The organism is Methylobacterium sp. E-012, from assembly GCF_057836545.1.
Window position 1 is genome coordinate 5864424 of record NZ_JBYQEY010000001.1, and the last position, 21309, is coordinate 5885732.

At 71.8% G+C, this 21309-nt stretch carries 18 protein-coding genes and 1 other RNA gene; 9 read left to right on the forward strand and 10 right to left on the reverse strand.

All coding sequences use genetic code 11. The features are described 5' to 3' along the window. Nucleotides 1–68: 68 nt before the first annotated feature. Nucleotides 69–1367, reverse strand: coding sequence for a L,D-transpeptidase family protein (locus AC3IF1_RS28135; protein ID WP_243967864.1), 1299 nt, complete (start codon nt 1365–1367; stop codon nt 69–71). Nucleotides 1368–1597: 230 nt separating this feature from the next. Here AC3IF1_RS28135 and AC3IF1_RS28140 point away from each other — a divergent pair, with 230 nt between their 5' ends. The 5 genes from AC3IF1_RS28140 to rcdA all read left to right on the forward strand — a co-directional run bounded on the left by AC3IF1_RS28140 (nt 1598) and on the right by rcdA (nt 6349). Beyond that, on the forward strand, nt 1598–1984 hold the full coding sequence (locus AC3IF1_RS28140; protein ID WP_489220235.1) for a hypothetical protein: 387 nt from the start codon (nt 1598–1600) through the stop codon (nt 1982–1984). Between the two features lie 42 nt (nt 1985–2026). Beyond that, nucleotides 2027–2995 carry a copper chaperone PCu(A)C domain-containing protein gene (locus tag AC3IF1_RS28145; RefSeq protein WP_489220236.1) on the forward strand — a complete coding sequence of 323 codons (969 nt, stop codon included), beginning with the start codon at nt 2027–2029 and terminating at the stop codon, nt 2993–2995. Nucleotides 2996–3043: 48 nt separating this feature from the next. After that, entirely contained in the window at nt 3044–3463 is a 420-nt protein-coding gene (locus AC3IF1_RS28150; RefSeq protein WP_489220237.1) for a hypothetical protein, read from the forward strand. A gap of 42 nt (nt 3464–3505) precedes the next feature. After that, the gene (locus AC3IF1_RS28155) at nt 3506–5638 is read left to right on the forward strand and encodes a TonB-dependent receptor family protein (protein ID WP_489220238.1); all 2133 of its coding nucleotides are present in this window, start codon (nt 3506–3508) and stop codon (nt 5636–5638) included. Between the two features lie 180 nt (nt 5639–5818). Next, nucleotides 5819–6349, forward strand: a complete 531-nt coding sequence (gene rcdA, locus AC3IF1_RS28160; protein ID WP_243967869.1) for a protease adaptor protein RcdA — start codon at nt 5819–5821, stop codon at nt 6347–6349. Between the two features lie 91 nt (nt 6350–6440). Here the strand turns inward: rcdA and rpmE are convergent, their stop codons facing one another. Next, the gene (rpmE, locus tag AC3IF1_RS28165; RefSeq protein WP_010682778.1) at nt 6441–6689 is read right to left on the reverse strand and encodes a 50S ribosomal protein L31; all 249 of its coding nucleotides are present in this window, start codon (nt 6687–6689) and stop codon (nt 6441–6443) included. Between the two features lie 239 nt (nt 6690–6928). Here rpmE and AC3IF1_RS28170 point away from each other — a divergent pair, with 239 nt between their 5' ends. Both AC3IF1_RS28170 and AC3IF1_RS28175 read left to right on the forward strand, forming a co-directional pair. Continuing rightward, entirely contained in the window at nt 6929–8773 is a 1845-nt protein-coding gene (locus AC3IF1_RS28170; protein WP_243967870.1) for an ABC transporter transmembrane domain-containing protein, read from the forward strand. A 48-nt stretch (nt 8774–8821) separates the two neighbouring features. Further along, on the forward strand, nt 8822–9844 hold the full coding sequence (locus AC3IF1_RS28175; RefSeq protein WP_489220239.1) for a D-cysteine desulfhydrase family protein: 1023 nt from the start codon (nt 8822–8824) through the stop codon (nt 9842–9844). A 32-nt stretch (nt 9845–9876) separates the two neighbouring features. On the opposite strand, the gene AC3IF1_RS28180 is transcribed toward AC3IF1_RS28175, so the two are convergent. The 6 genes from AC3IF1_RS28180 to AC3IF1_RS28205 form a co-directional block, all read right to left on the reverse strand. Then, on the reverse strand, nt 9877–10890 hold the full coding sequence (locus AC3IF1_RS28180; RefSeq protein ID WP_489220240.1) for a peptidoglycan -binding protein: 1014 nt from the start codon (nt 10888–10890) through the stop codon (nt 9877–9879). Next, nucleotides 10890–11861: a MotA/TolQ/ExbB proton channel family protein gene (locus tag AC3IF1_RS28185; RefSeq protein WP_243967876.1), complete on the reverse strand. Its 972-nt coding sequence runs from the start codon at nt 11859–11861 to the stop codon at nt 10890–10892. The genes AC3IF1_RS28180 and AC3IF1_RS28185 overlap by 1 nt, the downstream gene beginning before the upstream one ends. A gap of 139 nt (nt 11862–12000) precedes the next feature. Continuing rightward, the gene (locus AC3IF1_RS28190) at nt 12001–12819 is read right to left on the reverse strand and encodes a TIGR00282 family metallophosphoesterase (protein ID WP_243967878.1); all 819 of its coding nucleotides are present in this window, start codon (nt 12817–12819) and stop codon (nt 12001–12003) included. Nucleotides 12820–12822: 3 nt separating this feature from the next. Beyond that, complete coding sequence (locus AC3IF1_RS28195) at nt 12823–13440, reverse strand: 5-formyltetrahydrofolate cyclo-ligase (RefSeq protein ID WP_243967880.1); 618 nt, start codon at nt 13438–13440, stop codon at nt 12823–12825. Further along, nucleotides 13430–13586: non-coding RNA, 6S RNA (ssrS, locus tag AC3IF1_RS28200), on the reverse strand. Before ssrS ends, AC3IF1_RS28195 begins: the two co-directional genes overlap by 11 nt. Nucleotides 13587–13657: 71 nt before the next feature. Then, nucleotides 13658–15175: a glucosamine inositolphosphorylceramide transferase family protein gene (locus AC3IF1_RS28205; RefSeq protein ID WP_243967881.1), complete on the reverse strand. Its 1518-nt coding sequence runs from the start codon at nt 15173–15175 to the stop codon at nt 13658–13660. Between the two features lie 258 nt (nt 15176–15433). Between AC3IF1_RS28205 and AC3IF1_RS28210 the strand changes: the two genes are divergently transcribed. Together AC3IF1_RS28210 and AC3IF1_RS28215 are read left to right on the forward strand one after the other, a co-directional pair. Then, a complete protein-coding gene (locus tag AC3IF1_RS28210) occupies nt 15434–17539 on the forward strand; it encodes a GumC family protein (RefSeq protein WP_489220241.1) in 2106 nt (701 codons plus the stop codon). Continuing rightward, on the forward strand, nt 17536–18837 hold the full coding sequence (locus AC3IF1_RS28215; RefSeq protein WP_489220242.1) for a VpsF family polysaccharide biosynthesis protein: 1302 nt from the start codon (nt 17536–17538) through the stop codon (nt 18835–18837). Before AC3IF1_RS28210 ends, AC3IF1_RS28215 begins: the two co-directional genes overlap by 4 nt. A gap of 54 nt (nt 18838–18891) precedes the next feature. Here the strand turns inward: AC3IF1_RS28215 and AC3IF1_RS28220 are convergent, their stop codons facing one another. Together AC3IF1_RS28220 and AC3IF1_RS28225 are read right to left on the reverse strand one after the other, a co-directional pair. Next, nucleotides 18892–20133: a glycoside hydrolase family 5 protein gene (locus AC3IF1_RS28220; protein WP_489220243.1), complete on the reverse strand. Its 1242-nt coding sequence runs from the start codon at nt 20131–20133 to the stop codon at nt 18892–18894. Next, entirely contained in the window at nt 20130–21305 is a 1176-nt protein-coding gene (locus AC3IF1_RS28225; RefSeq protein WP_489220244.1) for a DUF1972 domain-containing protein, read from the reverse strand. The genes AC3IF1_RS28220 and AC3IF1_RS28225 overlap by 4 nt, the downstream gene beginning before the upstream one ends. Nucleotides 21306–21309 lie beyond the last annotated feature (4 nt).

Here is a 21309-nt window from a genome sequence, read left to right on the forward strand (position 1 = left end):
GCCCGCATCTCGGGGGAGATGCGGGCCTCGGATGATCCGGAAGCGGGTCGGCAGCGCCGGTCGGCGGACTATTCCTCGTCGCCGGGCTCGAAAGTCTGCGGCATCGGCTCGGCGCTGGCGACCGGGGTCGGCGCGCCGATGGTCGAGGGGACGTTCACGCCGTCGCGCTTGTAGATGTCGTCGCGGAACTGAACCACGCCGTCCGGGGTCGACCAGGCCGTGATGTAGGTCCAGTAGACCGGCACCGGCTGGGCGATGTTGGCGTCGACGCGCTTGCCGCTCTCGATCGCCTCCTCGACCTTCTGGCGGTCCCAGCCGGGCGTGTCCTTCAGGAGCCACGTGATGTACTCGCGCACGTTCTGCACGCGCACGCAGCCCGACGAGATGAAGCGGAAATCGTCGCCGAACACGCCCTTGGTGTTCGTGTCGTGCATGAACACGCCGTAGGGGTTCGGGATGTTGATCCGGACGATGCCCATCGAGTTGAAGTCGGCGCCGGAATCCTGCCGATAGGTGTAGCGCGTGCCCTCGTCGGAGTTCCAGTTCACCGATTTCGGCGAGACCTCCTGGCCGTTCGACAGGATGCGGATCCGGTTGTCCGTGAGGTAGTTCGGATCCTTCTGCATCTTCGGGATCAGGTCCTTCTTCACGATCGAAGCCGGGACCGTCCAGGTCGGGTTGAAGTTGATCTGCGTCGCCTTGGTGTTCATGATCGGCGACTGGCGGTCGATCTTGCCGACGCCCGCGGCGTGGAGCGTCACGACCTGGCCGTTCTCCACCGTCTCGACCAGGGCGGCCGGGATGTTGGTGATCACGAAGCGCCGGCCGAGATCGCCCGAATAGGAGCGCAGGCGGACGACGTTGGTCTCGAGCTGGCGCAGGCGCACGTCGGCGGGGACGTTCATCGCCTGCTGGGTGGCGAGGCTCATCGTGCCGGTCTGGCTGAGGCCGTGGCGGGACTGGAAGCGCTTCACGCCGGCGGCGACGTAGGAATCGTACACGCCGGAGCCGCCGGCGGCGGCATCGAGGTCGCCGGTGACGATCAGGCGCTGGCGCACGGCGGCCACGGCCGGGCCGCGGGAGCCGATGCGCAGGTGCTCGGCGCCGGAGACCGGGCGCCAGCCGCCGCGGGTGACGATGTCCTTGTAGCGCTCGACCATCTGCTCGGTCGCCGCCACGGTCTGGGGCGAGAGGATCGGCACCGTCTCGCGCTGCACCTGCATGCCGGCGGGCGACGCGTAGTCCTGCGCCCATTCGGCCTGTGCGTAATTGCCCTGGTCACGGGCCTCCGCGGCGCCGAGGCCCAGGGCGCTCAGGGCGGCCACGCTCAGGAGGGTGGTGAACCGGTTTTGTGCCGTCATGCGCATCGGTCGCTGGCTCTGGTCCGGAGTCTGTTCGGATCGTGGCGGGAGGGATCGTCTCGGCCGCCACGCTGTCGGGTTGACGCTTAAGACTCCCTATCGAAGGGGCCGGATTGTGGCATCGCGGTGCGCCAGCGCACGCCGCGTTCGGCTGCGGCCCGCCGGCAACAGCCACGACCCTCCGGGTGTGGCAGGACTGCCATAGGCGCAGGAAGCGAACGGGGTGCGGGAGCAGCATGGGACCGGGTCCGACCACGGGGAATCGTCGCGGGGGTCCTCAGGCCCGGCCGCTGCGTGCCGTGATCGCCGTGCTGGCGCTCTATGCCTTCGTCCTTCAGGCCTTCCTCGGCGGCCTGATGCCGATGCCGGCGGCGGCCGACGGGATCTGCGCGCAGCATTCCGCGGACGGGTCGGATTTCGGCAAGGCGGTCCCGCACGGTCACGGCGATTGCTGCACGGCGGCTCAGGTCGCCGGCACCGCGCTTCCGCCCCGGGAGGCCCCCTCGGCGGTCGCGTGGATCGCGCCGGCGCACGCGTGCGCCGGCTTCGGACAGCCCGCCGAACCCTGCGCCCGCCCCCCGCCCGGGGGCGGCACGTCACCCAGGGGACCGCCGACGGCCTGAGCGATCGTTTGCCAACGGATCCCTCAGGACGGATGCATTCCCATGAAAAGTGTCGTTTCGGCCGTGCTCGGCCTCGGCCTCGTCGCCTCCGCGGCACAGGCCCACGCGGTGCTGGAGCGCAAGCAGGCGAGCCCCGGCTCGTCCTATCGCGGCGTCGTCCAGATCATGCACGGCTGCTCCGGCAAGCCGACCACCCGGGTGAGCGTCACGATCCCGGAGGGGCTGATCGGCGCCAAGCCGATGCCGAAGCCCGGCTGGACGGTGGCGACCACCCGCGGCGCCTACGCCCGGACCTACACCACCCACCACGGCACCGCCTCCGAGGGCGTGACGGCGATCACCTGGAGCGGCGGCTCGCTGCCGGACGACGCGGTCGACGAATTCACCTTTCTCGCGCAGGTGGCCGACACGTTCGAACCCGGCGCGACCGTCTACGTCCCGGTGCAGCAGGATTGCACGGAGGGCGGCTATTCCTGGTCCGAGATCCCGAAGGCCGGCCAGGACGCCCATGACCTGAAGGCGGCGGCACCCGCCTTCCGCATCGTACCGGCCGCGGCCCAGACGACCGCCGCGGCGGTAACCGCGACCGCTACCCCGGTGAAGGCTGGCGACCTCAGCATCGAGACGCCGTGGCTGCGCGCCACCCCGAACGGCGCCAAGGTGGCGGGCGGCTATGTCCGCATCACCAACACCGGCAGCACCCCGGACACGCTGACGGGGGCCGCTGTGCCCTTCGCCAAGACGGGCGACATCCATTCCATGGCGATGGAGGGGGGCGTCATGAAGATGGCGCCGGTCTCGGACGGCCTGACCATCAAGCCCGGCGAGACCGTGGAGCTGAAGCCCGGCGGCTATCACCTGATGTTCGAGGGTCTCACCGGCGCGCCCAAGGCCGGGGAGACCGTGTCCGGGACACTGACCTTCCAGCGGGCCGGCACCGTTCCGGTGACCTTCTCGGTGGCGCCGATCGGTGCGTCCACGCCCGGCGGCCAGCACCAGCATCAGCACTAGTCGTCCGGCCGGAGCAACGCACCGCGCATCGACAGTCCCGAGCGCCCCATGGCGTGCGCCCGATCCTACGGCAACCGGACCGGAGCCCCGGAGCGGCGATCCCGGCTGAGTCCGGCCGGGCGCCGCCTCGTGGCGATCCTCGTCCTGTATGCGCTCGCGCTCCAGAACGTCCTCGGCGGCCTCGCGATGGCCGCCGCGACGGGGCCGGAACACGTCCTGTGCCTATCCGGCGGCACGATCGACGGGTCGGGGCCGGACGATCCGCAGATCCCGGCCCCTGGGCCGATGGCCTGTTGCGTCGCGTGCCACACCGCGAGCCCGGCCGCCCTTCCCGCCCCGGCGCCGGCCGAAGCGGTGCCGGCCCTGTATCCGGTCGCGCTCATCCGGTCGCGGCCGCCGCGCAGCGCGCTGCCACGGGCGCCCCCCGCGGCGGGTCCCCGCGCCCGAGCCCCTCCCCCCGTCGTCTGATCCGATCGCCCCTGCCCGATCCTCAGACACGGATACGATTCCATGCCCCGCCTCATCCGGGCCGGCCGCCGCGCCGCCCTGTCGCTCCTCGCCTGCGCCACGCCATTGGCGGCCCGGGCCCAGGACCCCGCCGTCGCCCTCCCCGAACTCAGCGTCGTCGGCAGCGCCACGCCCACCGGGCCGCTCCCGGGGGAATCACGCGGCTCGCTCTCCGTCCCGAGCGTCGATCGCCAGCGCGCGGCGCTCTACCAGACCGTGGGATCCGTCGCCTTCGTGGACGCCGCGACGCTCCAGGACCGCTACGCCAACACCATCCGGGACGTCCTCAAGGACGTGCCCGGCGTCTACGTGCAGGAGCGCTACGGCCAGGAGTTGCGCCTGTCCGTGCGCGGCTCCGGGATCGCCCGGGGCTATCACCTGCGCGGAATCGAAATCCTCCAGGACGGCATCCCGTTCAACCTCGCGGATGGCAGCGGCGACTTCTACCAGATCGACCCGCTCGCCCTGCGCGCGGTGGAGGTCTACAAGGGCGGGAACGCCCTCACCTTCGGGGCGACGACGCTCGGCGGCGCGATCAACTTCGTCACGCCCACCGCCTACACGGCGCTTGCCCCCAACATCCTGCGGATCGACGGCGGCAGCTTCGGCACGATCCGCGAGCAGGCGCAGATGTCCCGCATCGACGGGCCGCTCGACGTGCTGGTCAACGCGACGCTGACGAATTCCGAAGGCTTCCGCGCCCACGAGGCGCAGGCGACGAAAAACTTCAACGCCAATATCGGCTACCGGATCGCACCCGACATCGAGACGCGCTTCTATCTCGGCACCTACCTCACCGACCAGAAGCTGCCGGGCAGCCTGACGCTGGGCCAGAGCCTCACCACCCCGACCCTGGCCAATCCCACCGCGATCACCGGCAACCAGTCGCGCAAGGTCGAGACCGAGCGGATCGCCAACCGGACCTCGTTCCTCCTCGACGTCGGCAAGCTCGACGTGGACAGCTGGGCGATCCACAAGAGCCTGTACCACCCGATCTTCCAGGCCATCGACCAGGACGGCTGGACCTACGGGATCAACCCGCACTGGGCCGGGACCTTCGATCTCGGCGGTTTTCGCGATGACGTGGTGCTGGGCCTGCGCGCCCTCGCCGGCCAGAACTCGGCGCTGCAATTCGTCAACATCCGCGGCCAGCGGGGCACGCAGACGCTGAATTCGCTTCAGAGCGCCTCGAGCTACGAGGCCTACGGGGAGAACCGGTTCTGGTTCCTGCCGGACGTGGCGCTGATGACCGGCGCCAAGGCATTCTCGTCGAACCGCACCTACAGCGACAAGGGTGGCCTCCCCGGGGACGTGACCCCGCGCTTCGCCGACGCGACCTATGCGGGCATCAACCCGAAGATCGGCCTGCTCTGGCAGCCGCTTGCCGAAGTCCAGGTCTTCGGCGACGTGACCCGGTCCCGGGACGTGCCGGATTTCGGCGACCTCGTTCAGCAGAACCTGTTGAACACCACCTTCGTGCCGCTGCGGGCGCAGCGCGCCTGGACCTACGAGGCCGGCGCCCGCGGCCGGATCGACCGCCTTGCCTTCGACGTGACGCTCTATCGATCCGACCTGCGCGACGAGCTGATCAACTTCTCGACCAATCCCGGCCTCAACATCCCGGCCGCGACCTTCAACACGCCGCGCTCGATCCACCAGGGCGTCGAGTCGGCCGTGACCCTCGACCTCGCCCGCGACCTCGTCGGAGCGGGCGACGGCATGAGCCTGACGCAGATCTGGACCCACAACGACTTCCGGTTCGTCCGCGACCCGGTCTTCGGCAACGACCGGATCGCCGGCATCCCCACGGACGTGCTGCGCACCGTCCTGACCTATCGCCACCCGAGCGGCCTGCACATCGCCCCGGCCGTCGACTGGGTGCCCCAGGGTGCCTTCGCGGACCATGCCAACACCCTGCGGGTGCCGGGCTACGCGCTCCTCGGCGTCGAGGCCGGGATCGACTTCGCCAACGGCGTCGCCCTGTTCGTCGACGCGCGCAATCTCACGGACGCGCGCTATGTTTCGGACATCGCGGTCGTGGCCAATGCCAGGACCGCCGGGGGCGTGAGCGGGCTGGCGGCATTCTATCCGGGCAGTGGCCGGAGTGTATTCGGCGGCCTACGCGCGGCGTTCTGAGCGCTGGTATGCGATCAAGAAGAACATATCTGACGGTTCGGCAATCCGTTAAGGTTAAGAAAGGATGAACCCTGATGCCACCGTCGATCGGCGCTACGATTGCAGCGTCGTCGGACAGCACGGGACGAGGCGTCCCACATCCGGACGGACAGGGCCGTCGGACGGCACAGGAGAGGCAGGATGAACGGCTTCGATGTCACGTTCCGGGACGATCAGGACTGGGTCGATTTCGGCAAGTCCTACGTCAACTCGGAAGCGTTCAAGGCCCTCTTCCGCGAGGGGATGAAGCTGGTTGAGGAGACGGCGGCCTATCTCGATGGCGAGGGGCGGGACGAATCGCGCCTGGTCTCGCGCGACGCGACGCTGAGCTACGCCGCCGAGAGCATGCGGCTCACGACGCTGCTCATGCAGATCGCGTCCTGGCTCCTGGTGCAGCGCGCGGTCGCCGAGGGCGAGATGACGCCGGCCGAGGCCCTCCAGGAAAAGCACCGGGTCAAGCTCGGCAGCAGCGAGCCGCCGAGGCCCCAGGATTTCAATCTCCTGCCGATGCGCCTTCAGCACCTGATCGTGCGGGCGCGCCGCCTGCACAGCCGCATCCTGCACCTCGACGTGCTGATCACGGAGGATCGCCCGACCCCGGCCCCCGTGGAGAGCCCGGTGGCCCAGCAGCATGGCCTGCTGCGGATGGCGTTCCGCATGCGCGAGGGCTGAACCGGCGCCGGGATACGCAAAAAAACGGGCGGCCCCTTTCGGTGACCGCCCGCTTTGAAAACGCCGCGCCCGAGGGGCGGCGGATCCGGGATCAGCGCTTGCCGAGGTTGCCGAACCGCGAGTTGAAGCGCGAGACACGGCCGCCGCGGTCGAGCATCTTCTGCTCACCGCCGGTCCAGGCCGGGTGGGTGAGCGGATCGATGTCGAGGTTGAGGGTGTCGCCCTCCTTGCCGTAGGTCGAACGGGTCCTGTACTCGGTCCCGTCCGTCATCACGACCTTGATGAAGTGGTAGTCGGGGTGTTCGGTCCCCTTGGCCTTTGCGGCCGCGTCCTTCGCCATGACCTGTGGTCCCTGATCTGGCACGCCGGCGGGAAGCGCAGGAGGCGCCGCCCGGCCCGGAATGCGGAAGATGTCACCGGTTGCACCGAACCGTAGGTTCGTGGCAACGGCACGTCCAAGCCGACCGTGGTGGCGGCCCGCGGCCATTGAACACACGCAATCGGATGAGCGGCGGCGTATACCGCAGGCTCTCCCCGGTCACAAGCGCCGCGGACCGGAGATCGGACACAAGAGGCGTGATGGCCCGTAAGACCAAGGCGGCCGCCGAGAGCCGTCCCAAAGCCCCGCTGAGCGCGCTCAGGCCGCTGGTCCCGTTCGCGCTGCGCTACCGCGGCCGCATCGTCGCAGGTCTCGTTGCCCTGGTCTGCGCGTCGGCCTCGACGCTGGTCGTGCCCGTGGCCATGCGCAGGGTGATCGACCACGGCTTCACGGCGGACGGCTCGGGCGTCATCGACGCCTATTTCCTGGCGCTGCTCGGCGTCGTGGCGGCCTTCGCCCTGTCGAGCGCCGCGCGGGTCTACACGGTGGTGACACTGGGCGAGCGCGTGGTGGCGGATCTGCGCAGCGCCGTCTTCGCCCGGCTCACGATCCTCGATCCCGCCTTCTTCGACCGGGCGCAATCGGGCGAGATCGTCTCGCGGCTCACCGCCGACGCGACGCAGATCAAGTCCGCCTTCGGGGTCTCGGTGTCGATCCTGCTGCGCAACCTGTTCCTGTTCGTCGGCGCCACCGCCATGATGGTGATCACGAGCCCGCGCCTGTCCGTGATGGTGCTCGCCGCCATTCCGGTGATCGTCTTCCCGCTGATCCTGTCGGGCCGGGGCGTGCGCCGGCGCTCCCGGGCCGCCCAGGATCGGCTCGCCGAGGCCTCGGCCTACGCCGCCGAGGCGGTCGGGGCGGTGCGGACCATGCAGGCCTTCGGACGGTCGGGCACCACGGCGGCCCGGTTCGCCACCGCCTCCGAGGAGGCCTACGGGGCCGCCCGCGCCTCGATCCAGGCGAGGGCGCTGCTCACCGGCGTGGCGATCTTCCTGATCTCCGCCTCGGTGGTGGGGGTGATGTGGTACGGCGCGCAGGGCGTCCTCGCCCACACCATGACCGGGGGCGAACTCTCGCAGTTCGTCCTCTACGCGGTGTTCGGCGCCGGGGCCCTGGGCCAGCTCTCCGAGGTCTACGGCGACCTCGCCATGTCGGCCGGGGCGGCCGAGCGCCTCACCGAGATCCTGGCCACGGAACCCGCGATCCGCGCGCCGGTCCCCGCGCTGCCGCTGCCCGAGCCCGCACGCGGGGCCGTGACCTTCGAGGCCGTGCGCTTCGCCTATCCGACCCGTCCCGGCCACACCGCTTTGGACGGCCTGACCTTCGCGGCGGCCCCCGGCGAGCGGATCGCCATCGTGGGACCGTCCGGAGCCGGCAAGTCGACGGTGCTGCAGCTGCTCCTGCGCTTCTACGACCCGCAGGGGGGCCGGATCCTGGTCGACGGCGCCGACATCGCGCAGGTCGATCCCGAGGCGCTGCGCGCCCGCATCGCCCTGGTGCCGCAGGACCCGGTGGTGTTTTCCGGCACCGTCACGGAGAACATCCGCTACGGCCGCCCGGAGGCCGGCGAGGCGGAGATCCGGCACGCGGCCGAACTCGCCAACGCGCACGGCTTCATCACGGCCCTGCCGCAGGGCTACGCCACCCAGGTCGGCGAGCGCGGCGTGACCCTGTCGGGCGGCCAGCGGCAGCGCATCGCCATCGCCCGGGCGATCCTCAAGGACGCGCCGATCCTGCTCCTCGACGAGGCGACCTCGGCGCTCGACGCGGAATCCGAGCGGGCCGTCCAGGCCGCCCTGGACACCCTGATGCGCGGGCGCACCACCCTGGTCATCGCCCACCGGCTCGCCACGATCCGCGCCGCGGACCGGATCCTCGTCCTCGACGACGGGCGCATCGTCGAGACCGGGACCCACGAGAGCCTGCTGGCCCAGGGTGCGCTCTACGCGCAGCTCGCCAACCTGCAATTCACCGACGCCCTCGACGAGACCGCCCGGGGCAAGGAGCCCCGCACCCGCGGGGAGCGGCTGCCGGCGGCCGAATGAGTCCGCGACCCCGGGACAGGGATCGCGTCCCGGTATAGACAGGCCGTCATGCCGACGCTCGACCTCGCCCGCTTCCCGCGCCTGCCGCTGCTGGCGCTCCCGACGCCGATCGAGCCCCTGGACGGGCTGGCGGCCCATCTCGGGGATGCCCTCAACGGCGTCCGGATCTTCGTGAAGCGCGACGACGTGGCGGGGATCGGGCTCGGCGGCAACAAGCTGCGCAAGCTCGAATACCTGCTCGGCGCCGCCAAGGCCGCGGGCGCTGACACGGCGATCACGGTGGGCGCCATCCAGTCGAACCACGCGCGGCTGACGGCGGCCGCCACGGCGCGGGCGGGCCTCGCCTGCGAGCTGTTCCTCACCCGCAGCGTGCCGCGCCAGGATCCGGATTACACCGGCAACGGCAATCGCCTGCTCGACGACGTGTTCGGCGCCACCGTTCACGAATTGCCGGGCGAGGCCGATTCCCTGGCGGCCGCCGAGGCGCGGGCGACGGAGCTTCGGGCCGAAGGCCGCGCCGTCTACACCTTTCCCTCCGGCGGCTCGAGCCCGACCGGCTGCCTCGGCTACGCCAATTGCGCCGCCGAGATCCTGGCGCAGGCGGAGGATCTCGGCCTGAGCTTCGCGCAGATCGTCACCGCCAACGGCAGCGCCGGCACCCATGCGGGTCTCGTGGCGGGGCTCGCCGCGATGGATATCGATCCGTGCCTGGCGAAATCCTACGCGGTGCTCGCCGAGGAAGAGCGCGCCCGGGCGGAGGTGCTGGAGAAGGCCAACGCCACGCTGGCGCTGATCGGCGCGGCGCGGCGCGTCACGGCGCCGGAGATCGATCTCGACGGGCGCCATCGCGGCCCCGGCTACGGGATCCCCACCGCCGGGATGCTGGAGGCCGTCCGGCTGATGGCGCGGACCGAGGGCAAGCTCCTCGATCCGGTCTACAGCGGCAAGGCCTTCGCGGGTCTGCTGCACGATGTCCGGGGCGGGCTGTACCCGGCGGGATCGGCGGTGCTGTTCCTGATGACCGGCGGCACGCCTGGGATCTTCGCCTACAAGGACGTGTTGGCGGGCTGAGCGGGGCGCTCAGGCGGACCGGGACGCGGCCGCTACCGCTCGGTGAGCTTCATCTCAATGCGGCGGTTCCGGGCATAGGCGTCTTCGGTGGTGCCGGAATCGAGCGGCTGGAACTCGCCGAAGGCCCCGGCCAGGAGGTGCTGCGGGGCGATCCCCTTGCTGGCGAGGTACTGCACCACCGCGATGGCGCGGGCCGCCGAGAGCGCCCAGTTCGACGGGAATTGCGGCGTGCTGATCGGCCGGGCATCGGTGTGACCGTCGACCCGCAGCACCCAGGGCAGGTCCGCCGGGATCTGCCGGGCGAGGTCCGAGATCGCCCCGGCGATCCGGTCGATCTCGGGACCCGCCTCGGGCTTGAGGGTCGCCGAGCCCGCCGGGAACAGCACCTCCGATTGCAGCACGAAGCGGTCTCCGACCACCCGGATGTCCGGCCGGTTGCCGAGGATCTGGCGTAGCCGTCCGAAGAAGTCCGAGCGGTAGCGGGCCAGCTCCTGGACCTTCTGCGCCAGCGCGACGTTCAGCCGGCTGCCGAGTTCGGCGATGCGGACCTGGGATTCCCGGTCCCGGCTCTCGGAGGCCGCGAGCGCATCTTCGAGGGCGGCGAGCTGGCGGCGCATGGCGCTGATCTGCTCGTTCAGCAGATCGATCTGGGACAGGGCCCGCTTGGTCGCGCCGCGCTCGGCGTCGAGCTGCTTGTCGAGGGCGCCCGCCGCGCCCTGGCTGACGGTGGCGGCCTCGGCCTGTGACTTCGCCTGATCGCGCTCGGCCTCGACGCCCGCCAGCGTCGTGCGCAGGTTGCGGACCTCGTCCTCCTGGGTGCGGCGGCTCGAACGCTCCAGGGCGAGGAGGTCGGTGAGGTCGGAGATCTGCCGGTTGAGCTTGGCCAGGGTCTCGTCCCGCCCGGTCAGCTCCTGCGACAGGAAGAACTGCCCGACCACGAACACCGTGAGCAGGAACACCACCGCCAGCAGCAGCGTCGCCAGCGCGTCGACGTAGCCCGGCCAGACGTTGAGGGTGCGCCGGGACCGCGCCGCCGTGGACGCCATCAGACCCGCTCCCGGCCGAGCCGGTCGAGCACCTGCTTCAGCTCGCGCTCCCGGCTCGCCTGCGCCTCGACCCAGTCGCGGATCATCTGCTGCTCGGCGCGCATGTGCTGCACGAGGCCCTGGATGCCCTCGGCGAGGTTGGTCATGGCGAGCGTCGCGGCGCGGCTGCCCCCGCCCTCGGCCACCAGCGCCGTCAGCCGCTCGATCGCCTCCTTCAGGTCCTGCGTGCCGGCCGCCGACCGGACCGGCGCGGCCGCGCCGGCCACGGCCTCGCCGGACATCAGCCAATCCTGCAATTCGTTGTGGAAGCGGGCATGGGCCTGGCCCGCCTGGAGCTCCAGGAACCCGGTGATCAGCGAGGAGGCGAGGCCGAACAGCGAGGCCGAGAAGGCGAGGCCGATCCCCGACAGCGGCACCGCCAGGCCCGATTTCAGCTCGTCGAACATCACCCCGGCATCGCCGCCGCCGCGCATGCCCTTGATCACGCCGCCCACCGCCGAGAGCGTGTCGATCAGGCCCCAGAAGGTGCCGAGCAGGCCGAGCAGGATCAGGATCCCGGCGATGTAGCGCAGGATCTCGCGCCCCTCGTCGAGGCGGGCCGCGATGGTGTCGAGATAGCCGGACGTGCCCGGCAGCGTCGTCCCGGCGACCCGGGCCGCGATCATCGGCGCCATCGGGGCCAGCAGGGCGGGCGGACGCCTCGCCTGGGTGCCCCGCGCCGCGGCGTTGACGGCGGCGACCTCCCGGAACAGCCGGACGACCTGCCCGAAGGCGATCAGGATGGCGATGAGCAGCACGCCCAGGATGAGGCCGTTGAGCCCCGGATTGGCCAGGAAGGCCGGCGTGATCTGCTTGAACAGAATGAAGGCCAGGAAGCCGACGAGGATCAGAAAGACAACCATCCGCCCGAGATAGATCCCGGGCCGGGCCAGCGGTTCCCCGTTGATTTCGCCGGTCTCGCGGGCGGCCATCAGTCGCTCTAGCCTGATCTCAGGGATGCGGCCGCCGGCGGCGTCCGTCGAAGTCACTGTGGAGGCACGCTCGCACGCGATCAAGTCGTGCGGGCGGCACTCTCCCGCGCCGAACACGTCTCCATCCCGCTGACGCGTACTAATCCCAGAAGTGCGGCCGGCTCTCTTCGAGATGCGGGCCCAGGCGGAGCGCCGCGACCCGGGTGGCGAGCCCCCGCGCATCGGTTTCCACGGCGATGCCGCTGAGCGTGCCGTCGCCGGTGGCGACCTCCCAGCGGGAGCCGGGCGTCTTCTGGATCATCCGGCGGATCGGCTCGTCCTTCTGCATGCCGATGACCGAATCGTAATCGCCGCACATCCCGGCATCCGACATGTAGGCGGTGCCGCCGGGCAGGATCCGGTGATCGGCGGTGGGGGTGTGGGTGTGCGTCCCGACGACGAGGCTCGCCCGGCCGTCGAGATAGTGGCCGAAGGCCTGCTTCTCGCTGGTCGCCTCCGCGTGCACGTCGACCACCACGGCGTCGGCCGCCGCCCCGAGGGGGCAGGCCGTGATCTCGCGCTCCACGGCGGTGAAGGGGTCGTCCAACGGGTCGAGGAAGACGCGGCCCATGATGTTGACCACGAGGACGCGGGCGCCCCCTTGGGTCTCCACCACCGTGGCGCCGCGGCCGGGGGTGCCGGGCGGGTAATTGGCCGGGCGCACCAGCCGGGGCTGGCGGGCGATGAACACCAGCGCCTCCCGCTGGTCGAAGCTGTGGTTGCCGAGCGTCACCGCGTCGGCGCCGGCCTGGATCAGTTCGTCGCAGATCGCCTCGGAGATGCCGAAGCCGCCGGCCGCGTTCTCGCCGTTGACCACCACGCAGTCGAGCCGCCACCGCTCCCGCAGCCGGGGCAGGTGCTCGCAGACCGCAAGACGGCCTGAGCGGCCGACGACGTCGCCGAGGAAGAGCAGCCGCATCGGTCAGAACGTCCCGTCGAAGCGGACCAGGCCCGCTTCGGTGATTACGCAGTGGAGGGGCCGGTCGTGCGGCTCGGCGGGCACGCGCTCCACCTCCTGGACGGCGAAGCCGATGCCGACGGTGAAGAGCGGGCGGGTGCGGGACAGGCGCGTGATCGCGCCGTCGTAATAGCCGCGGCCGTAGCCGATCCGCTGGCCGGTCCGATCGAAGGCGGCCAGCGGCACGATCAGCGCGTCGGGCTCTACGGGCGGCCGCGCGGGGTCCGGCTCGCTCAGGCCGAAGCGGCCGGCGACCAGCGCGTCCCCGGCGCGCCAGTCCCGGAAGACGAGGCCGTCCGGCGTGACCTGCGGGAGCGCCACACCCTGGCCGCGGGCGAGCAGGGCCTCGGCGGCGGGGCGCGGATCGACCTCGGTGCGGATCGGCCAGAACGCCCCGACGAGCCGGGCGTCGGCCAGTTCGGGCAGGGCGAGGAGCGTGCGCGCGATCAGCGCCGAGGCGGTCTGTCGGGCGGCCGGATCGAGGGCGTCGCGCGCCGCCAGGGCCGCGCGCCGGAGTTCGGTCTTGCGCGCCGCATCCGCGGTTTGCGTCCGGGTCTCAGGAAGGGTCGAGTGCGGAGCCACGTGAGCCGTTGGAGGATCGATCCCGGGAAACCTACAGCGTAGGTGGGCGCCGTGTTGGCCAAGTCCAGGGACGAGGCCAGGGACAGCTCCCGAGGGAGTCGATAAGGCCCCGGGGATAGTGCTCCTGACGAACTCTGCAGCCCCGCCGACGATATGTAGCTGTCCGGAGGCGTTCCCGCCAGGGCTGTCCGCGCGGGAAAATGGCGTGGCCGCAGCGTCAGGCGCCCGCGATCGCCCGGGCACGTGACGCGCGCCCGGATCCGTCGATGCATTCGATGCCGCCGCCCGCGTTCAGCGTGTGCAACCGATTGCCCGGCCAGGCCGGGCCGGGCGCGATCCGGCCGATCACGGTCTGGGCGAACCCGTCCGAATCCAGGCGGTCGATCCGCGCCAGCGTGAGGGCGCGGCCGTAACCGTCGGCGCAATCCTGGATCGGGCGGATCAGGTGTCCGCCGCGGGCGACGATCCGCCCGGCCGGGCGCGCCAGGGCGGGATCCACCAGCACGGGATTGGCCGGATGCGGCGTGTAGGGCCCGCGGAAATCCGGCGCGGACCAGAGATGGAGCGCGTCGTGGAAGGAGCCCGACCCGGCGGGGGCGTCGATTTCGGCATCGCGAACGGCGGCGAAGATCCACCAGCGACCGGCGTGCTCGACCAGGGTCGCGTCGCTCGCCACGACGCCGGAGAGGAGCGTGGCCTCCTTGACCCAGCCGCCGGGGAAGCGCGTGGCGCGGTACAGGTCGACCGTCCCGGCGGCGGAGCTCTCCGGCACCATCCAGACGCAGCCCTGCCGCTCGAAGACGAAGGGATAGGAGAGGTGATGCGCCTCTTCGAGGACCGGCACCGGGGCCCCGTCCGGACCGTTCGGGCCGAAGCGGACCGCCGAGATGATCGCCTTGCCAGTCGCGTGCGGGAAATCCTCGACGAAGAGGTGCGTGGCCCCGGCCACCGCGATCGGGAAGGGATCGGCATAGAAGCGCCGGCCGTCATCCGGCAGCACGGTCCAGCCCGTCCCGGGATGGCGCTTCAGTTCGATCAGGTCCGGCCCGGAGAGGGCGCGCCAGCCGCAGCGCCAATGCGGCGCGTGATAGCACAGGCGGTACAGCCGGTGGACGAGGGCACCGGCGAGCATGCGTCCGGCGCGTGAGCCGAGTCGCGGCACCGTCAGGCCCCCCCGATGGCCGACCGATCCGGGGCCGGTGGCGCCCGCACCGGTCCGTCCCGCGATCCGGTTGCGCAGGGCCGCGGCGATCAGCGTCACCGTCCGGGCCAGCGCGTCCTCGAAGCTCGCCAGCACGATCCCGGGCCGGTCGGCCCCGAGGCGCCCGGCGGCGCGGGTCGCCCCGTCCTCGACCAGAGCGAGATGCGGCACCGCATCCGCCACGAGGGCCGCCAGCAAGGCGTCTTCACCGGGCCGGTCGTCGTAGACGAGCCGCCATATCCCGGGCCCGGCCGGGACGTCGCCGCACAGGTCGAGGACCAGATCGGGGGCCGGGGCGGCCCGCCGCCAAGGATCGAGTTCTGCGCCCGGGATCGGCTCCGAACCCACCCGGCGGAGGCCGTGGACCAGCGCCTCGAGGCGGAACAGCAGGTCCGCCGTGTGCGGCCACGTCCCGGGTCCCGGCGCGTCGTCGACGCTGAGCACACCGATCCCGGGGATCTCGCCGATCCGCCGGAGCAGCTTCACATGCCAGCCGAGTGGCCTGGCGCCGTCGAGACGAACCCGCACGTGCATTGACTGGCGCGCTCCGTACGGCACCTTGATCCTTTGATCGGCGAACCGACTTCAGGTCAGACTCCCAATCGTAACGGGAATGATAACGCGGCGGCGCTTATTCGGAGTTGCGCCCGGTGTTTACCAGAACTCCAGTAATCGATACATCTCGATGGGACAATCTCAATGTCTGGAGCGTACCGCCGGCCTGCACGACGCTTGCAATCAGGGATGCGGCCCGCACGGGTTTGGACTGGATTGAGACGACGGTGACCGATCGTGACACGGATCGACCCTAATCTGGCCGTCGCGACCTGGCTGGCACCGGTGCAGCCCGCGCTTCCCGAGCGGCCCTGGCCGGGACGGCCGGAGACGACGGCCGAGTTCGGCGACCTGTGGCGCATCCTGTGGCGGCGCAAGCGGCTCGTGTTCGGGACCGCCCTGCTGCTCGCGGCGCTGGCCCTCGCCTACGCCGCGACCACGCCCTCCCTCTACACGGCGACCGCCCAGATCCTGATCGATCCCCGCGACCGGCAGGTCGTCTCCAACGACGTCAACCCGGGTGCGCTGTCGCCGGACGGCGGCATCGCGCAGGTCGAGAGCCAGGTGAAGGTGATCGAGTCCGACGCGGTCCTGGCACGCGCCGTGGCCCAGACCGGCCTCGAGACCGAACCCGGCTTCGGCGTGCCCCGGGACAGCTGGCTCGGTCGCGCCGTAGCGAGCCTGCGGGTTCTGGTGACCGGGCCGAAGCCGCAGCGGCCGGTCGACGCGCAGGGCCGCGCCCTCGACCAGCTCCGTCGCAGGCTCGCGGTGAAGCGCGCCGACAAGGTGTTCGTGATCGATGTGGTCGTCACCACGGTGGACCCCGACCTCTCGGCGCGCATCGTCAACGCCATCGCCAACGCCTACCTCACCGACCAGACCGAGGCGCGGGCCGCGGCCGCGCGGCGCGGCGCGGGCGATCTGCGGGGCCGGCTCGACGAATTGCGCGATGCGGTGAACGTCGCCGACAAGAAGCTCGAGGACTACAAGGCCCGCAACGGCCTGATCACCGCCAGCGGCCGGCTGGTGAACGAGCAGCAACTCACGGACCTGAACACCCGGCTGGTGGCGGCCCGCGCCCGGGCCGCCGAGGCGAAGGCGCGGCTCCAGGGGATCCGGGACGCCCGCGGCCATGCGGTCGGGTCCGGCGCGATGCCGGAGGCGGTCCAGTCCGCCGCCATCGACCGCCTGCGCGGCCAGTATGCCGAGCTCGCCGCCCGGGAGGCGGACCTGCGAACGAATCTCGGCGAGCGCCACCCGTTCATCGCCGCCGTGCGCACCCAGATGCAGGATGTCCGCCGGCTGATCGACGCCGAGCTGAACCGGATCGCGGGCGCCGCCGAGACCGAGTATCAGCGCGCCCAGGCCAACGAGCGGACGCTCGCCACCGAGCTGGAACGGCTCCAGCGGCAGGCGGCGGTGACCGCCCAGTCGACGGTGCAGCTCCGCGAGCTGGAGCGCGAGGTCGAGGCGGCGCGCTCGGTCTACAACAGCTTCCTGGTCCGTGCCCGGGAGATCAAGGAACAGACCAGCATCGACAGCTCGAACGCGCGGATCATCACGGCGGCCCGGCCGCCGGAGGATCCGAGCTGGCCGCCGCGGCTGATCCTGGTCGTGGCCGCCCTGTTCGGCGGCCTGGGCCTCGGCGCCGGCCTCGCGCTGATCCGGGAATACCTCGCGCCGACGGTGCTGTCGCCGCGCCAGCTCGAACGGCTCTCGAACGCGCCGGTGGTGGCGGTGCTGCCGGGCCTGCGGCCCCGGGGCGCCAACGCGGCGGCGGCGGGCGTCACCCTGGACCAGCTCGCCGCGACCGCGGGCAGCCGCGGGCGCTCTCTGGTGCTGCTCGTGACCTCGGGCGAGGCGGACGAGGTGCAGCGCCGGGCGGTGATCGGGCTGCTCGCCGCGGTGGCGGTGGGGCGCGGCGACCGGGTCCTGCTGGTGGATGCGGACCTGCGCGCCGACGGATCGGGCGCGGGCGGCCTCCTCGACGTGCTTCGCGGCGAGCAGAGCCTCAACGCCGTGACCGAGACCGACCCGAAGACCGGCGCGCGCCGGATCGGCCTCGGCGATACCCGCAAGCCGGCGCGCGACGCGCTCACGCCGGAGAACATCGAGCGGTTCGTCGCCGGGGTGAAGGCCCGGTTCGAACTGGTGATCGTGGACGGCGGCGTGCTCAGCGAGAATCTGCGGCTCGGCCCCCTGGCGACCGCGGCCGACAGGGTCCTGGTGGTCGCCTGCAACGGCGCGACGCGCCAGCGCGACCTGATCGACCTCGTCGACACCTCCGAGGCGCTGGGCCGGCCGATCTCGGGTTCCCTGCTCCTGGACCGGCGCCGGGCGTGAGCACCGCCCGCCAATCGGCCGGCGCGGCGCGCGGCGGCGCACCGACACGGGCCGGTCCGGCAGGCGTGGTCGCGCGGGCGGAGTCCCTCGTCTTCGTCGTCTGGGCGGTGATCCTGGTCGGGGTTTCCGGGGGCCTGCTCTGGGCGCTGGGGCTCAATTACGACGGGCTCAGCGGCTCGGCCGCCTCCAAGATCCACCCGTCAACCTACCTGGCGGTCGCCCTGGCCGGGTGGACGCTGCTGCGCGCCGGCAACCCGGTGATCCCGCTGGCGCAGGCCCTGAACCGCCGGCCCGCCAGCGTGCTGGTGGCCGTCTGCGGCGTGCTCCTCCTCGCCCTGATCGCGGCCCGGGGCGGGACCGGGCTCGCCGGCGCGATCGACACCTTCGTCTTGGCCGGCCTCGTGCCGATCCTGCTCTTAAACCGGGACGCCGCGACCCTGGCCCGGCTGGAGACCGTCTTCCATCTGGTCCTGCTGGGCAACGCGGCCCTTGGCCTGTTCGAGTTCGCCAGCGGGCAGCGCCTCTTCCCGTTCCGCATGGACGGCATGGCCTTCGAGACCGATACCCGCTCGGCGGCGCTCCAGGGCCACCCGCTCGGCAACGCGACCCTCACCGCCTGCTACATCCTGGCCCTGGCCACGGGCGGCGGCCGGCTCGGGCCGGCCCTGCGCGCCGGGATGATCGCCCTGCAGCTCGTGGCGCTGGTCACCTTCGGCGGCCGCTCCGCCACCGTGACCACCCTCGTCCTCGGCGGCGGCGTCGGGATGTTCGCCCTCGCCGGCCTCCTGCGCGGCGGCCGGGTCCCGCTGATCGGCGCGGCCTGCGCCTGCTTCGCACTGACGCTGGTGCCGGTCGCCCTGGCGTTGCTGGCCGCCATCGGCTTCTTCGACACCCTGCTGAGCCGCTTCGTCTCCGATGGGGGCAGCGCGAAGGCCCGGGTCGACATGCTGGCGGTGTTCGACGCGATCCCGTTCCGGGACCTGCTGCTGGGTCCCGATCTCGCCCAGGTCACCACCCTGCGGCGGATCTACGGCCTGGAATGGGGCATCGAGAACTCGATCCTCTCGGACGTGCTCTACCACGGGATCCTGATGACCACGCTCCTCGTGGTGGCGGTGGGCCTCTACCTCGCGGAGATCGCGCGCGCCTGCCGGCGCGGGGTCTGGCTGCCGATCCTCAGCTTCGTGATCCTGGTCAACACCTTCGAGGGGCTGGCCGGCAAGACCACGCTGCTGGCCAAGTTCGCCCTGATGCTGATCGTCCTGTACCCGCCGGGCCGGGTCCGGCAGCCGGCCTGAGCCGGACGCCGCGTCCTGTCCCGATGGTCGGCCTCGACCCTCCGCAACGATGCCCTAGGGCGGCGTCCGGAGCCCGAGCGCGGCCATCAGGGCGGGCTCGGCGACATGGGCGTCGTCCATGAGGCCCAGGCCGTCGAACAGGTTCCAGAACGACCAGCCGAAGCCCGCCCGGTCCGCCGCCAGCCGCACGTCGCGGATATAGGCGGCCCGGTCGGCGGCCCGGGCGGCCGTGTAGCGCGCATCGGTGCGCAGGGCCCCGAACTCGCCCATCAGCACCGCCCGGGGCGGGATCCCGTAGAGCTCGGCCCAGGTCGAGACCGGATCCAGGGCGGCGGCGAGGAAGGCGGGTCCGGGCGCGGCCTCGCCATACTCGTTCAGCTTGGCCTCGATCACCGCCAGGTCGCGGGCCTTCTCGGCCCGGGGGACCGACCGGTCGGCATCCATGCGCGCCCGCACCGCCGCGAGCGTCTCCGGAAGGCGGTCCCGGGTGCCCGGCCAGGGCACGGCGTTGAGCCAGCGATAGAACGGCTCCTCGGTGAGCCACGTCGCCCCCTGGTGGGAGAACAGGTAGGGCTCATAGAAATGGAAGGTGTAGACCAAAGGCGCGAACCGCCTGAGCGGCGCCGGGTCGAGGGCCGTCAGGCCGGCGACGAGGCTGCCGCAGGACCCCGTCGCCACCAGCGTCAGCGGCGGCGCCGCCGCCCGGGCCGCGGCCAGCAGCCCGTCCTGAACCCGGATCCACGCGACCGCACCGCAGGCCTGCGGCGGCTCGTTGACCGGCTCCAGCGCCACCCGGTCGGCGCCCTTCCGGGCACACAGGCGGGCCAGTTCGACGACGAGGTCCCGGTAGGCGGGGAACAGCGGCGCCCGGTCGGTGCCGTAGAAGGCCTCCGGCGTGTAGTGGTGGGTCGCGGCATTGGCCTGGACGTTGACCAGGACGCGCAGTCCGGCCGCCAGCACCGCGTCGATCGCCGCCGACAGGCTGCCGAACAGTTCGGCCCGACGGGCCCCCGTGAACGCCACGAACGGACCGGGATCGAGGGGCAGGCGGGCGAAATCGAAGCCGAGGGCCGCGAGGCGGTGCAGGTCGGCCCGGCTCGGCACGGGGCGGTCCGCCTGGAACGGCGGCCAGGCGTAGTCGATCCGCGGCGCCGGGAACTCGGTGGTGAGCGAGAACCAGGGCCAGAGCGCGATGCCCCGGCGCAGCGGGATCGGCTCCGCGGCGGTGGCCGGGAGCATCCCCGCCCCCGCGGTGGCGAGGCCGCCGGCGAGCATCGCCCGGCGGCTCGCCCTCACCACCCCGACCCCGCCGCGGCGCCAACCTCGACCCCCGGCGTCGCGGCCTGCGCCAGCGGGGGATACCCGCCGACCCGGCGCACCTGGTCCTCATAGGCCATCAGCACGTCGTCCCAGCGAAACCGCTCGGCGCGCCGGCGCGCGGCCGCGCGGGCGCGGTCGACGGCCTCCGCGTCGGACAGCACCCGCTCGATCGCGGCGGCGCAGGATTCGCCGTCCGTGAAATAGAACGGCCCGTCGCCGGCGGTCCCCCGGTTGAACGGATTGTCGTGGGCGATCACCGCGTTGCCGGCCCACAGGGCCTCCACCAGCGACGGGTTGGTGCCCCCCACCGTATGGCCGTGGAGATAGGCCAGCGCATGCAGCCGCAGGGCCTGGACCTGATCGGGCTCGTAGATGGCCCCGGGGAACAGCACCTCGGGGGAGGCGGAATCCTCGACGGCGCGGTGATACGGGTTGCCGACCCGCATGGTGCCGAGCACCACGAGCCGGACGCCCCGGGGCCGGCGCGAGAACGCCGCGACCATCGTCAGGATGTTGTTGTCCGGCTCGATGCGGGCGATCGAGACCAGATAGCGGCCGGTCTCCAGCCCCAGCGGCGGTGGTCCCGTATCCGTGGGCGGCGGGTCGCCCCCGTAGGGAATCGTCGCGATGGCGCGGCGCGGACGCCGGCCGGCGAGGTGGTCGGCGATGGCAGGGTGATCGGCGACGAGCCGCTGCGAGGACCAGGCGGCGATCCACTCGCTGACGTAGAAGAACGCCCGGACGGGCAGCGACCATTTCGGACGGCGCCACTCGATGCCGTCCATGTTGGTCAGGATCCGGCCGCCGCGGGCGCGCAGGTAGGGCAGGAACACCGCGCCGTTATAGCCGAGCACGAGGCAGACGCCGCCCCGCGCCGCGGCATCGTGCGCGCAGATCGCGTCGAAGGCGAGCGTCGCGGCCGGTCCGTTCAGGCCGACCTCGACGGTGATCAGCTCGATGCCGTCCCAGATCCGCGACGAGACCCGGGCGTGCACCCGGTCGACCTCCCGCTGACAATACACGCCGACGCGCCAGCCGCGGCCGACCAGATAGCGGGCTAACCGTTCCGCGAAAGTCTCGAACCCGCCATGCGCGGCCGGGATCCCGCGTGTTCCTAGAATAAGCACTGCGGGTACAGGGTCAGGCATTGTC

What these genes read in the sequence shown, in the direction of transcription:
- AC3IF1_RS28135 (WP_243967864.1), bottom strand. Translation starts at nt 1,367, where the DNA reads ATGCGCATGACGGCACAAAACCGGTTCACCACCCTCCTGAGCGTGGCC.
- AC3IF1_RS28140 (WP_489220235.1), top strand. Translation starts at nt 1,598, where the DNA reads ATGGGACCGGGTCCGACCACGGGGAATCGTCGCGGGGGTCCTCAGGCC.
- AC3IF1_RS28145 (WP_489220236.1), top strand. Translation starts at nt 2,027, where the DNA reads ATGAAAAGTGTCGTTTCGGCCGTGCTCGGCCTCGGCCTCGTCGCCTCC.
- AC3IF1_RS28150 (WP_489220237.1), top strand. Translation starts at nt 3,044, where the DNA reads ATGGCGTGCGCCCGATCCTACGGCAACCGGACCGGAGCCCCGGAGCGG.
- AC3IF1_RS28155 (WP_489220238.1), top strand. Translation starts at nt 3,506, where the DNA reads ATGCCCCGCCTCATCCGGGCCGGCCGCCGCGCCGCCCTGTCGCTCCTC.
- rcdA (WP_243967869.1), top strand. Translation starts at nt 5,819, where the DNA reads ATGAACGGCTTCGATGTCACGTTCCGGGACGATCAGGACTGGGTCGAT.
- rpmE (WP_010682778.1), bottom strand. Translation starts at nt 6,689, where the DNA reads ATGGCGAAGGACGCGGCCGCAAAGGCCAAGGGGACCGAACACCCCGAC.
- AC3IF1_RS28170 (WP_243967870.1), top strand. Translation starts at nt 6,929, where the DNA reads ATGGCCCGTAAGACCAAGGCGGCCGCCGAGAGCCGTCCCAAAGCCCCG.
- AC3IF1_RS28175 (WP_489220239.1), top strand. Translation starts at nt 8,822, where the DNA reads ATGCCGACGCTCGACCTCGCCCGCTTCCCGCGCCTGCCGCTGCTGGCG.
- AC3IF1_RS28180 (WP_489220240.1), bottom strand. Translation starts at nt 10,890, where the DNA reads ATGGCGTCCACGGCGGCGCGGTCCCGGCGCACCCTCAACGTCTGGCCG.
- AC3IF1_RS28185 (WP_243967876.1), bottom strand. Translation starts at nt 11,861, where the DNA reads ATGGCCGCCCGCGAGACCGGCGAAATCAACGGGGAACCGCTGGCCCGG.
- AC3IF1_RS28190 (WP_243967878.1), bottom strand. Translation starts at nt 12,819, where the DNA reads ATGCGGCTGCTCTTCCTCGGCGACGTCGTCGGCCGCTCAGGCCGTCTT.
- AC3IF1_RS28205 (WP_243967881.1), bottom strand. Translation starts at nt 15,175, where the DNA reads ATGCACGTGCGGGTTCGTCTCGACGGCGCCAGGCCACTCGGCTGGCAT.
- AC3IF1_RS28225 (WP_489220244.1), bottom strand. Translation starts at nt 21,305, where the DNA reads ATGCCTGACCCTGTACCCGCAGTGCTTATTCTAGGAACACGCGGGATC.